Genomic DNA, 13,294 nt, shown 5'->3' on the forward strand with positions numbered 1-13,294 from the left:
GCAATGACAGTTGTTATTTCGGACAGCTTCACAAAGGCTCTTTCTCGCCTCTCGGGCGATGAACAGAAACAGATCAAAATCACTACCTTCGACATTCAGACTAATCCGGAAAACCCCGGGCTGTCGCTGCATCGCGTGGACCGCGCTCGCGATCCAAACTTCTGGACCGCACGCGTCAGCCGCGACATCAGAATTGTTCTGCACAAGAAAGACGGTTCCACGCTGTTGGCATGGGTTGGGCATCATGATGATGCTTACGCTTGGGCAGAGCGACGGCGTGTCGAAGCGCATCCGAAGACCGGTGCTGCCCAAATCGTCGAACTGCGAGAACGCGTCGAAGACGTCGTGATCCAGCGGTATGTTGAAGAAGCTGTCAAGAAGCCTCCCATCTTTGCAAGGGAAAGCGACGAGAAACTCCTAAGCTGGGGTGTCCCTGAAGATTGGTTGGAAACCGTCAGAACGGCGACTGAGGACACAGTGCTCGACATCGCAGGTCATTTGCCCTCAGAAGCATCTGAGGCATTGTTGTGCGCGGCTGTTGGTGAACCACCTGTCGTGCGCCTTGTTGAACAGGGTAGTGATCCATATGCGCATCCGGATGCCCAAAGACGTTTCCGAGTTTTGGACGGAGAGAACGAACTGGAGGCTGCGCTTGAAGCGCCATGGGACGATTGGGCTGTCTTTCTTCACCCAGCGCAGCAGGAATTTGTTGATAGGGACTTCAATGGCCCTGCGCGCGTCATTGGTTCCGCTGGTACTGGCAAAACCGTAGTCGCGATCCATCGTGCAGTACGTCTGGCGCGGGAAAACGAAGAAGCCCGGGTTCTTGTCGCAACTTTCAACGAAAACCTCGCCAAGGACCTTAGACAGAAGATCAAGCGATTGACGCGTGGCCGCAGGGATATTGATGAGCGAATAGATGTCGCAACGGTCGAGGAAGTAGCCAAACGGCTTGGCATAGCACGCCTTGGAGACATGAGTATTGCCTCGGAGCAAGAAGTTGAGGCACAAATCGGCAGGGCGATTGAGCAGACCGGCTGCACTATCGATCGTGGGTTCTTGCAGGAAGAGTGGCGTCTTATCGTTGATGCATGGAACGTAACAGACGCAGAGACGTATCAGGATTTACCACGTCTTGGGCGCAAAATTCGTATGGCGCAAGGCAGGCGGGATGAAGCCTGGCAGGTGTTTGGCAAGGTTAGGGAATGGCTGTCCAGTACGAACAAGTTAACTGTCTCGGGACTGCTTTACGAACTCTCCCAGAACATGGCATCGCCGCCGTACGACAATATCGTGATAGATGAAGCCCAAGACATTTCGGTTCCCGAATTGAGATTGATTGCGGCGATTGCAGGGAACAAGCCGAATGGATTATTTTTCGCAGGTGACATTGGTCAGCGTATCTTTAGGTCGCCGTTCCCGTGGAAGGCTGCTGGTGTCGACATTCGCGGTAGATCACGGAGCTTGAAGGTTAACTATAGGACATCACATCAAATTCGATCAAAGTCTGACCTTTTGCTGCCCTCTAGACTTTTGGAAGCTGACGGTGGTGAAGACCGTAGACTGGGCGTCACTTCAGTCTTCCACGGCCCAAAACCTGCTTTGCAGAGATTTGATGAAATTGAAGCGGAAACCAAAGCCGCAAACCAGTGGGTCAAAGAGTTGGTTAACGAAGGTCTGGCGAAGAACGAAATAGCTGTTCTGGTACGTGATCATTCTTTGTCTGAGCGAGCCGCCGCAGTGACAGCTGACCTTGCCGGCGTCGATTGGTACATCATGCACGAAGCTAAGGGGCGAGAATTTCGTGCAGTAGCAATTATCGGCTGTGAAGCTGATGTTATTCCCTCCGAAAGTAGGCTTGCATTGGCCTCAGACGAAAGAGCCCTTGAGGAAATCTATGATACTGAGCGGCATCTCTTGTATGTGGCTGCTACGCGCGCAAGGGATCATTTATGGATATCTGGCGTCGGCGAAGTTTCAGAGTTTCTGGAAGATCTGATTTCCTGAAATCGAATAAATTAATGCGGTTGCAGACGAAGACTTCTTAAGTGTTGATGTCAAAGTTGCCGCCCAAATTACCCTGATGTTGCCCTTAGCATCAGTCGGGTTGATCAAAAGTGAACAATTTTTGCGAAATTAATCGGGTATATCGTGGAAAAAATCTGCAAGATGCAGGAATAATGTATATTTATCAATACTATAGAGGCATATCCTACAGATTTGTAATCAGTAGGTCCGCGGTTCGAGTCCGTGTGGGGGCACCACTATCCCCTGTATACAAAAGACTTGCCCGGTTTATGCGGCTGGAATTCCGTGTCAGAAGCGTTGTGACTAACGGTTGTGGGCAGAATGTCGCAAGCGGGGCCCTTGAATTCCGTCGATGTGTATACCATTGTATGCCAAATCGAGTCTTCCCTTAATTTAGCTGCCCTCCAGCCCCTTGCCCGATGTGGAAATGATCATGAGCCTATACGACGAATACCTCGCTGAAATCGAAAACCGGAAAGAACAGGGCCTTAACCCTAAACCGATTGACGATGGTGCGCTTCTCAATGAGGTGATCGCCCATATCCAGGATTCGGCCAGCGGGCATCGCGCGGATTGCCTGCAGTTCTTTATCTACAACACACTTCCCGGAACCACCAGCGCGGCAGGTGAGAAAGCCCGTTTTCTGAAGGCGATCATCTTGGGTGAAGCGACCGTGGACGAAATCACGCCCGCCTTTGCCTTTGAGCTTCTGAGCCATATGAAAGGCGGGCCGTCGGTTGAGGTGCTGCTTGATCTGGCGCTGGGCGCTGACGAGGGCATTGCACGCCAAGCGGCTGACGTTCTGAAAACCCAAGTCTTCCTCTACGAGGCCGATACGGACCGTATCAAAGCAGCTTACGAGGCAGGCAACGCAGTCGCTGCGGACTTGTTGGATAGCTATGTCAAGGCTGAGTTTTTCACGACTCTGCCTGACATCGACGAAGAGATCGAGGTTGTTACTTATGTTGCAGCCGAAGGCGATATCTCGACTGACCTTCTGAGCCCCGGCAATCAGGCGCATTCTCGGGCTGACCGCGAATTGCACGGCAAATGCCTAATCTCGGAAGAGGCGCAGAAAGAGATCGAAGCACTCAAACTGAAGCATCCGAATGCACGTGTGATGCTTGTTGCCGAGAAGGGCACGATGGGTGTTGGCTCGTCGCGTATGTCTGGCGTCAACAACGTGGCGCTTTGGACTGGCAAGCAGGCTTCGCCTTATGTTCCGTTCATAAACGTGGCGCCCGTTGTGGCGGGCACAAATGGGATTTCCCCGATCTTCTTGACAACCGTTGGCGTGACCGGCGGTATTGGTGTCGACCTCAAGAACTGGGGCAGGAAAATCGGTGAAGACGGTCAACCGATCCTGAACAACGACGGCAATCCTGTTCTTGAGCAGAAATATTCGGTCGAGACTGGCACCGTACTCAAGATCGACACGAAAAAGAAAAAACTCTTCAGTGTTGAAGGCGAAGAGCTGGTCGATATGGAGGGGTCGTTCACACCGCAGAAGATGGAGTTCATGAAGGCAGGCGGCTCTTACGCTATCGTCTTCGGAAAGAAGCTGCAGACATTTGCCGCAGAAACCCTGGGGATCGAAGCCCCGCGGGTCTTTGCCCCATCGAAGGAAATCAGCAACGACGATCAAGGGCTGACAGCGGTTGAGAAGATCTTTAACGCCAACGCGCTGGGCGTCGCACCGGACAAGGTGCTGCATGCAGGGTCCGACGTGCGCGTGCGGGTCAACATCGTTGGATCGCAGGACACCACCGGCCCGATGACGGCACAGGAGCTAGAGGCAATGGCGGCAACCGTGCTGTCGCCGTCCGTTGACGGTGCGTATCAGTCTGGGTGTCACACAGCGTCTGTCTGGGATGCCAAGGCGCAGGCCAACACACCAAAATTGATGGCGTTCATGAACAAGTTTGGTCTTGTGACCGGTCGCGACCCCAAGGGTGTTTATCACGCAATGACCGATGTGATTCACAAGGTCCTGAATGACATTACCGTCGACGATTGGGCGATCATCATTGGCGGGGACAGCCACACGCGTATGTCCAAGGGCGTGGCGTTTGGTGCAGACTCAGGCACTGTGGCGCTGGCGCTTGCGACCGGTGAAGCCTCGATGCCGATCCCGGAATCGGTGAAGGTAACCTTCAAGGGCAAGATGGCCGATCACATGGATTTCCGCGACGTGGTCCATGCAACGCAGGCACAGATGCTGGCGCAGCATGGTGACAACGTGTTCCAGGGGCGCATCATCGAGGTCCATATCGGAACGCTTTTGGCAGACCAAGCGTTCACATTCACGGACTGGACGGCCGAGATGAAGGCAAAGGCGTCGATCTGCATTTCGAACGATGACACGCTGATCCAATCGCTTGAACTGGCAAAGCACCGTATTCAGATCATGATCGACAAGGGAATGGAGCATGAGAACGGAATGCTTCAGAAATTGATCGACATTGCCGAGGCGCGGATCGCCCAGATCAAGTCGGGCGAGAAGCCTGCGTTGACGCCGGACGATAACGCCAAGTACTTCGCCGAAGTTGTCGTGGATCTGGACGAAATCGTCGAGCCGATGATCGCCGACCCAGATGTCAATAATATCGACGTATCAAAGCGTTATACCCATGATACGATCCGGCCGATCTCTTACTACGGGGCGGAAAAGAAGGTCGATCTGGGTTTTGTCGGATCGTGCATGGTCCACAAGGGCGACATTAAGATCGTCGCGCAGATGCTCCGCAACCTTGAGGCGGCCCATGGTGAGGTTGCGTTCAAGGCACCGTTGGTTGTTGCTGCCCCGACCTACAACATCATTGATGAGTTGAAAGAGGAAGGGGATTGGGAAATCCTGCAGAAATACTGCGGATTTGAGTTTGACGACGCTGCCCCCAAGGTCACGGCAAGAACGGAATACGAGAATATTCTCTATCTCGAACGTCCGGGTTGTAACCTGTGCATGGGGAACCAGGAAAAGGCCGCAAAAGGGGATACGGTTCTGGCGACCTCGACACGCTTGTTCCAAGGCCGGGTTGTCGCCGATTCTGAGACCAAGAAGGGTGAATCGCTTTTGGGTTCAACACCGGTTGTTGTTCTGTCCGCAATTTTGGGACGCACGCCGACGCTTGAAGAATACAAGCTGGCGGTAGAAGGGATTGACCTGACAAAATTTGCGCCGCCGGTTCAGAAACCACTCGGCGGCTTGTCGGTACATTTCTAACGATAACGGCAGCGGCGCGAAGGGCATGGGCAAGCTATCAGCTTGTCTCAGGCCGTCGCGCCGCTGCCGACACTTTGCGGCACCTGGTATCGCCACAGGTCATGCAAGGGCGAAATGTGGACCTAGCGAATAAGGTAGGTCGACAGAATCGGTGCATAACTCAGCAGGACAAGGACAACCGTTATCGCCATTAGAAATGGCCAGAGCGATCTTAGGATCGAACCGGGTGAGGCGCCGCTCATTGAAGAAGCGATATATAGGCCAATTCCGACCGGCGGTGTCAGCAGGCCAAGAACAAGGTTCAGGCAAACGACTACGCCGAACTGGTAGGGGCTGATGTCGTATGAGCCCGTGGCAATTGGCAGCAAGATCGGAGTGATTAGGATAATCGCGGCGATGCCGTCGATGATCATGCCCACCAACAGAAGCGCCGCGTTGACTATCAGCAGGAATAGAAACGGATCAGAGGTTATGGTCGTGATCAAACCAGCCAGCTTTTGTGGAAGCTCTTCGTAAATGATCACCCAGCCGAAAACACTGGCTGCCGCGATCATGAACAGGATCATCGAGGCGTTCTTGGCCGTTCTCAGGAACATTTCGCCAAGATGTCTTGGGTCAAGCTCACCATAGATCAGCCAGCCGACGACAAACGCTACAAATGATGCGACAGCGGCGGACTCTGTCGGCGTGGCAATGCCGAACAGGATGCCGCCAATGATGGCGACAGGGATCAACAGGGCCGGTGCTGCGGCAGCTAGGGCGCGTGCGGATTCCTTGGCGCTCATCCAACTGCCTTTGGGAAATTGCCTCCGCCATCCGATCAACGCGATCACCAACGCAAAGCTGGCCGCCAAGATCAGGCCGGGCAGGATTCCGGCGATGAACATCTCACCAATCGGAATTTGCGCCAGAACCCCAAAAATCACGAACATCATCGACGGCGGGATCACCGGGGCCAACAACCCGCCCGCTGCGGTGGTGGCCGTCGCAAAGCCCTTGTCATATCCCTCCTCCTCCATGGCGGGGACCATGGCGCGCGACATGACGGCGATCTGGGCTGTGGCCGATCCGATAATCGCAGCCATGAACATGTTCGCCAAAAGGTTGATATAGGCCAGACCACCCCGGAAACCGCCCACGAAAATGCGGGCCAGAGCAATCAGGCGGCGAGTCATGCCTCCTTCGTTCATAAGCTCGCCGGTCAGCATGAACAGCGGGATGGCCAACAGGCCATAGTTTTCCAGGCCGCCGAACATCTTCTGGGCAAAGCTGTCATAGAGGATCGTGTTCCCACTTTCCCAGATGTACCAGATCGCGGTCACACTCAGAACGATTGCCACGGGCACCGAGATAAACAGGGCCGCAAGAAAGACAATAGGGCTCATGAAACAGGCCTCGTTCCAAAGAGGTGCATTGCGGAATGCAATGTGGCCCCAAGCGCAAAGAGCCACATGACCAGCCAAAACAGGAATTTCGGCAGGCCCAGCGTCAGTGTGGGTTCGGCGTAAATGAAGTTGAAGGTCTGGCCCTGGAACGCGGTTGTATCGAATCCGGCTTGGACAATGTCCAAGGGCAGAAACCATCGCCAGCAGAACCACAACATCGCCAGCGCGAAAGCAAAGACAATCACGTCAACGCATTTGTCGATAAGATGTTTAACGCGGATCGACACGGCATCCGTGACGATGGTGATGGATACGGCATCCCGGTGGTGCAAAGCGGCGGATGCCCCCAGAAAAGTCATCCAAACCATCGAATAAATCGCAAGTTCGTCGACCCAGAACAGCGCGTTTCCCATGCTGCGCGTGACCACGTTCAGCAGGATCAGCACCGTTACGACAAGCGCCAAAAGCGCCGCCGACCAGAGCTCTACTCGGGCCCAGAATGCCGATAACCGGTACAACATGACCTATCCCCAAGACAAATGGCGCGAGCACAGGCTCGCGCCATGTCTGTCTGCGACCAAACTTTACTTGGTTTCTGCCGCAGTAGCGCGCAGGGCGTCAAGCGACGAGGTCTTTTCTGACCAGATCGTATTCCATTCGTCGATGGCATCGCCAAAGAACGAGGCATCCACCTTTACATAGGACTTTCCGGTGCCTTCGATCTGCTCCAGCCAACCGGCCTCGTTCGAGACATAGCTGTCGATGGTGCTGTCCACATGCTTGGCCATCAACTCACCAATCAGTGCCCGGTCTTCCTCGGACAACCCCGCCCAGACTTTGGCCGAGACAAGCCCCACCATTGGGAACATCATGTGGTCGGACTGAACAATCGTATCTGCATGGTCATAGTATTTCAGAACCCAGATAAGTTCGGCATCCATGTCGATGGCGTCGACCTGACCATTTGCCAACGCGTCGTAAACCGCGGGCAAGGGCATCGGGGTCGGGGCCGCGCCAACGGCGTTGTAGAAATCAAGGATCGGAGTGAACGGAGTGATCCGCAGTTTAAGACCGGCAAGGTCATCCGCTGACGAAACTTCGCCCCGGCTTACGATCTGGCGCAGTCCGGCCATACCGTAGCCGACCCCGACGACGCCGACCTGACCGGGCAGTGGCTCCAGCATTGTCTTTGCGGTGTCTGACCTCAGGATACGACCGGCATGGCCGATGTCGTCAGCAAGGTATGGGGCGTAGAAAGCACCCAGTTCCGGCGCGCGGTTTGACACTTCGGCCACTGTCATAAAGGCCATGTCCAGCGCGCCTGTCTGCAACTGCTGCAACATCTCAGCCTCGTTACCCAGTTGTCGCGCCGGGAAAACGGATACGCTGTGCGCGCCATCGCTGGCTTCGGACAGCTCGGCCCCAAACGCTTCGGCGGCCTTGGTCCAAATGTGGGGCGGTGGCGTGATCAGGCCCAGACGGAATTCCTCGGCCTGTGCCGCAACAGCAGAGACCGTCGCCAAAGCAGTGGCCGCAATGATTTTTCCAAAGTGTTTCATGTTCTTCCCCGTTACTTTTTTGTTTCTACAACTGCACCCAGCCCTCGGGCGGTTCTTTTCCCGGATGTATGGCATTACAATTCGGGCAAGTGCGGTCTTTTTCCGATGCATAGAATTTTTCGTACACCGGAGGCAGGTCGTCAACGATGGACTTTAGCTGCATTTCAGCCCGGTACACGCGTGTCCCGCATTCAAAACAATACCATTCGATTGCGTCCAGTTCGCCTTCCTGCCGCTTGGGTTCGATGACCAAGCCGACCGAGCCTTCTTGCGGACGCTGAGGAGAGTGGCGGACATGCGCCGGAAGAAGAAACACCTCGCCTTCACGGATGGGGACGTCATAGAATTCCTCGCCATCAAACAGCTTGAGAAGCATGTCCCCTTCAAGCTGGTAAAAGAACTCTTCGACCGGGTCGTCGTGGTAATCGGTGCGTTTGTTTGGGCCGCCGACAACGGTGACCATCAGGTCGGCATCTTCGAATACCATTTTGTTGCCGACCGGTGGCTTCAGAAGATGACGATGTTCGTCAATCCAAGCCTTGAAGTTGAACGCTCTTAGCTTTGACATTGTTTTCTCCCGTCTGGCAAAAAACTTCGGCGACATTCCTCATAACCACAAAGAAATTGTCCGCATGTAGGTATCGGATTAAGTTATATCGCTAGTTTCACAGTTTCAGCCCGCATTCGTCAAACCCCTTGCGAATAATATCTTTTTCCGCCTGGCTGAGCTCTAGCATCGGCGGGCGTACATGGCCCCCGGTTTGGCCCAGCAGGTACTGCCAGTACTTGCCGAAGGCAGTTGGTTTATCTGCGGGTTTGGTCCGCTTGATCGCGTCCCGTACCGGGTTCAGGCTGTCGAACACGCGCCGTGCCTGATCCGCTTTCCCTGCGAAGGCCAGTTGCGTGTATTCATTCATCCGTTGGTCATTGGCGGTCTGCAACTGGTAGGGTGGGGATGAGCACAGGTACAGCTTCCAGTCCAGTTCAAGAATGTTGTCCAACCATTCATGTTCGGCAGAGGTCGAGACATGAATTTTGTCTCCGACCATATGGGTCAGCCTGACATACATGTCGCGCGGAACCGAGTATTTGATCGCAACGATATTGGGCAGATCGGCAATACGCGCGCATTCTTCGGGTTGCATCAGATAACCGCTGTCGGGGTGGCTCCACATGGCAATGCCGATATCAAGCTCATCGCAGAAGCGTTTGTAGTATTGATTCAGCAACTCGCCCCGGTCCTGACAGAAACTGAGCATTGGCGCATGTACGACGACATAATCGGCGCCGCAGTCCTGCGCGTGACGGCCAAGTTCAAGCGCGGTTTCCATGTTCTGATCCGAGATCGACATGATTGTTCCGGCCTTCCCTGCGCATTCTTCGACCGCGATCGACATGTTCCGTTTGCGCTCTTCCAACGTCATGGCCCAGAATTCGCCCTGCTTTCCGGCGATGAACAGCCCCTGAATCCCAAGGTCGTCGATCCAATGACGGATATTCGACCGCAGCCCGGCCTCGTCAAGCGACAGATCCTCGTGGAACGGGTTGAGAGCGGCCGCCCAGATGCCCGTCATGTTTTCGCGCGCATAAGCTTTGGCGTCTTGTTTTGTGTATTTCATGGGGCAGGGCCTTTCACTCTGGTTCGGGTTAGAAAACCGTATTGAGTATTGGCATTCCAAGTCGAACTCGGGCAACTGGATATCAGAAAAACGAATATCTGTGGGTTTCCAATTCAGTTTTGCTCTGATCTGTCCTAGCGTTCGAGACATGAAAATCGGAATGATCGGGAATGGCGCCATTGCGCAATACGTATCGTCGGGCCTTGCTGCGCGCGAGCATCACCTTGGCGCGGTTCTGATGCGGCCAGATCGGGTTAGGCAAGGCGCCGGGTTGGAAATCGGCTCGGTCAACGACCTGCCATCCGGCATTGATCTGGTGATTGATTGCGCAGGTCACGAGGCGTTGGCATGTTTAGGGCCTCAAATACTGGCCCGTGGGGTCAACATGATCACGGTCTCTTTGGGTGCGCTTGCCGACCCGAAAGTATCTGAGGCTTTGAGCCTTTCCGCGAAAGAGGGGAACGCGAAGCTGCATCTGGCAAGTGGCGCAATCGGAGCGTTGGATTGTCTTGCCGCAGCGAGGGCGGGAAAATTGTCGACGGTCACTTATGTCGGACGCAAGCCGCCGGGTGGGTGGAAGGGCTCTGCTGCTGAGGCGAAGTTGGATCTGGATGACATCGTCGATTGCGCCGTTACCCATTTCGAAGGGACCGCGCGCGTGGCGGCCTTGTCTTATCCGAAAAATGCCAATGTCGCTGCGGCGGTGGCTCTGGCTGGTCTTGGGTTTGATCACACCCGCGTTCAATTGATTGCCGACCCATCAATCACGCAAAACGTCCACGAGATCAGGGCCGAGGGTGACTTCGGCAATTTCCATTTTCAGATCAACGGCAATGCTTTGCCCGATAATCCGCGTTCGTCGGCGCTGGCGGCGATGAGCATTCTTGCCAAGCTGGATCAGATAACCCAGCGGATCACGCTATGACGGGGCGGCATTCACGCATTGTCGACCGTGCGCTAACGCGCTTGAAACTGCGTCAACTCCGCCTGCTGGTGGCGGTGGGCGCGCATGGGAACATTCAAAATGCAGCCCGCGAGCTTGGAATTTCGCAACCTGCTGCCACGAAAATGATTCAGGATCTCGAGCTGGATTTTGAGGTCAAGCTGTTCAACCGGACCAATCGCGGGGTAGTGCCGACCGTGTTCGGCGAAACCTTGATACGCCATGGCAAGCTGATCTTCACGCAGGTTTCAAATGCCGCTCAGGAATTGGATGACCTGAACGAAGGCAATTCTGGACGTGTTGTCGTGGGTACGCTGCTGGCGGCGTCCACAAGCCTGTTGCCCGCCGCTATTGAAATCCTGCTGACCGACAGGCCAAACGTGGCCGTCAAGATCAGTGAAGGCACCAATGAGGTGCTGATGCCCGGGTTGTTGTCCGGTGAGATTGATATGGTGGTGGGGCGTCTGCCGTCGCATCGGCACCGTGACAAGATCCGTCAGGAAAAGCTGTTGCAGGATCATATTCTGGCAGTGGTCGGCCCTCAGCACCCATTGGCGGGCAAGTCAGATGTTTCCTTCGCGCAAACCAAACCGTTTGGCTGGATTTTGCCGCCGTTGGAGACCACCTTGCGCCGACAGGTTGATCATTTCTTTATCGGTCAACAGCAATATGTCCCGCCTGTTACAGTCGAAAGCGTGTCTTACCTGGCCAATCGCGCACTGTTGCAATCGCGTAATCTGATCGGGCTTATGCCTGCTGCGGTGGTAACGCAGGATTTCTCGAACGGGCATTTGTCACAGTTGGACTGGACCGTACCCTTTGGCCATGGGCCAATTGGAATATCCCTGCGGGCAGATGACGATCTGTCACCTGCCGGTCGTGCGTTCAAGGCAGCGTTGCATCAGGCAGCGCAGGACAATCGGTTCAGGTATTCGTCAAAATGATATCAGTATTCCCCCAATTAACTTGAAGCGATCACCCGGGATGCCTGATCTGAACGGGCAGAACAATCGGAGGCCTCTGCGTCATGTATCCAGATTTGAAGCTCTTTATCGGGGGGAAGTGGCGTAGCACCGAAACCGATATGCCGGTCGTGAACCCCGCGACAGAAGAAGAGATCGCCCGCCTGCCACGCGCCTCTGTCAGCGATCTGGATGATGCACTGGATGCGGCGGTCAAAGGCTTTCGGGTTTGGAGCCACACGTCACCACGAGAGCGCGCAGACACGATCCTGCGGGCAGCGGCGCTCATCCGGGATCGGCAGGAAGACATTGCGCAGTCGATAACACTGGAACATGGCAAACCGTTGGCTCAGGCTCGGCTGGAAGTCATACGCGGGGCGGAATTCTTCGAATGGGATGCGGGGGAGGCCATGCGGTCCTATGGGCGCATCATTCCAGCGGCCCCCGGCCACAAGTTCGCAGTTCATCATCAGCCGGTTGGAGTTGTCGCCGCGTTTTCGCCGTGGAACTTCCCAATGAGCCAGCCCGCCCGAAAGATCGCAGGCGCGTTGGCTTCTGGGTGCTCGGTCATTCTAAAGGCTGCCGAAGAAACTCCGGCGGGGGCTTTGCATATCGTTCGTGCGTTCGAGGATGCGGGCCTTCCTGCCGGTGTGCTGAACCTTGTTTTTGGAACGCCTGCCGAGATTTCAGGGCACCTTATTCCGCAGGACCCGGTGCGTCTGGTGGCTTTTACAGGATCAACAACGGTCGGACGACATCTGACGACTTTGGCGGCACAGAACGACACGCGGGTTCTGATGGAATTGGGCGGGCACGCCCCGGTTATTGTTTGCGAAGATACAGATGTTCACACCGCCGCCGTTTCCAGTGCCGTTCGGAAAATGCGTAACGCAGGGCAGGTCTGTACGTCGCCGACGCGCTTCTTCGCGCATGAAAGTATTTTTGAAGACTACGCCGCTGCATTTGCAACGCGAGCCAAGGCCACAGTTGTGGGTGATGGCCGCCAGGATGGGGTTGAAATGGGACCGACCGCCAATGCCCGGCGTATCCCCGCACTTGCGGAATTGGTCGATGATGCGGTGGTCAAAGGCGGGACTTTGGTTACAGGGGGCGCCAGGCTTGGTAACACCGGGTATTTCTTTGAACCCACTGTTCTTATGAACGTACCCGACACCGCCCGGATCATGCAGGAGGAACCGTTTGGTCCGGTCGCGGTGATAAACCCGGTCGCTTCGCTGGACGAAGCTATCGAGCAAGCGAACGCTGTGCCTTATGGGTTGGCCGGTTATGCATTTACCAATCGCGCTGACTATATTGATCGGCTGGTGGATGAGGTAGAGGTCGGCAACTTGTCCATTAATACGCTGGAAGCATCCATGCCCGAAACACCCTTTGGCGGCGTCAAGTCCAGCGGCTATGGCCGAGAAGGGGGGACAGAAGGATTGGAGAATTACATGACAGTCAAAAACGTCTGGCACTCGGCCCGAATTGTTTGAATGACCGATTAATCACCACTTAGCATCCGATCGCTATGGCGGTTGCGTTGCCATCCGGCCCGGCAACGGAGGTGGAACA

10 protein-coding genes are annotated in these 13,294 nt (G+C 55.2%); 5 read left to right on the top strand and 5 right to left on the bottom strand.

Features of this window, described 5'->3' with window-relative positions; translation table 11 throughout:
• Positions 1–3: 3 nt before the first annotated feature.
• Complete coding sequence (locus GOX73_RS12505; RefSeq protein WP_171134928.1) at positions 4–2,007, top strand: UvrD-helicase domain-containing protein; 2,004 nt, start codon at positions 4–6, stop codon at positions 2,005–2,007.
• A 454-nt stretch (positions 2,008–2,461) separates the two neighbouring features.
• Positions 2,462–5,251: a bifunctional aconitate hydratase 2/2-methylisocitrate dehydratase gene (locus GOX73_RS12510; RefSeq protein WP_171125500.1), complete on the top strand. Its 2,790-nt coding sequence runs from the start codon at positions 2,462–2,464 to the stop codon at positions 5,249–5,251.
• A 122-nt stretch (positions 5,252–5,373) separates the two neighbouring features.
• Here GOX73_RS12510 and GOX73_RS12515 read toward each other — a convergent pair whose 3' ends face one another.
• From GOX73_RS12515 to GOX73_RS12535, 5 genes are all read right to left on the bottom strand, one after another.
• Positions 5,374–6,636, bottom strand: coding sequence for a TRAP transporter large permease (locus GOX73_RS12515; RefSeq protein ID WP_171125498.1), 1,263 nt, complete (start codon positions 6,634–6,636; stop codon positions 5,374–5,376).
• Positions 6,633–7,157 (bottom strand): TRAP transporter small permease, encoded by a 525-nt coding sequence (locus GOX73_RS12520; RefSeq protein ID WP_171121963.1) that lies wholly within the window; start codon positions 7,155–7,157, stop codon positions 6,633–6,635. Before GOX73_RS12520 ends, GOX73_RS12515 begins: the two co-directional genes overlap by 4 nt.
• Before the next feature lie 63 nt (positions 7,158–7,220).
• Positions 7,221–8,195 (bottom strand): TRAP transporter substrate-binding protein, encoded by a 975-nt coding sequence (locus GOX73_RS12525; RefSeq protein WP_171125496.1) that lies wholly within the window; start codon positions 8,193–8,195, stop codon positions 7,221–7,223.
• A gap of 25 nt (positions 8,196–8,220) precedes the next feature.
• Positions 8,221–8,763: a 3-hydroxyanthranilate 3,4-dioxygenase gene (locus GOX73_RS12530; protein ID WP_171125493.1), complete on the bottom strand. Its 543-nt coding sequence runs from the start codon at positions 8,761–8,763 to the stop codon at positions 8,221–8,223.
• A gap of 97 nt (positions 8,764–8,860) precedes the next feature.
• Complete coding sequence (locus tag GOX73_RS12535) at positions 8,861–9,814, bottom strand: dihydrodipicolinate synthase family protein (RefSeq protein WP_171125491.1); 954 nt, start codon at positions 9,812–9,814, stop codon at positions 8,861–8,863.
• Between the two features lie 148 nt (positions 9,815–9,962).
• On the opposite strand from GOX73_RS12535, the gene GOX73_RS12540 reads away from it, so the two are divergent.
• The 3 genes from GOX73_RS12540 to GOX73_RS12550 all read left to right on the top strand — a co-directional run bounded on the left by GOX73_RS12540 (position 9,963) and on the right by GOX73_RS12550 (position 13,215).
• Positions 9,963–10,739: an aspartate dehydrogenase gene (locus GOX73_RS12540; protein ID WP_171125489.1), complete on the top strand. Its 777-nt coding sequence runs from the start codon at positions 9,963–9,965 to the stop codon at positions 10,737–10,739.
• Entirely contained in the window at positions 10,736–11,701 is a 966-nt protein-coding gene (locus GOX73_RS12545; protein ID WP_171125487.1) for a LysR substrate-binding domain-containing protein, read from the top strand. Before GOX73_RS12540 ends, GOX73_RS12545 begins: the two co-directional genes overlap by 4 nt.
• 83 nt (positions 11,702–11,784) lie before the next feature.
• Positions 11,785–13,215 (top strand): NAD-dependent succinate-semialdehyde dehydrogenase, encoded by a 1,431-nt coding sequence (locus GOX73_RS12550; RefSeq protein WP_171125485.1) that lies wholly within the window; start codon positions 11,785–11,787, stop codon positions 13,213–13,215.
• Positions 13,216–13,294 lie beyond the last annotated feature (79 nt).

Origin of the sequence: Ruegeria sp. HKCCD7221, assembly GCF_013031225.1 — a bacterium.
Lineage (GTDB): Bacteria > Pseudomonadota > Alphaproteobacteria > Rhodobacterales > Rhodobacteraceae > Ruegeria.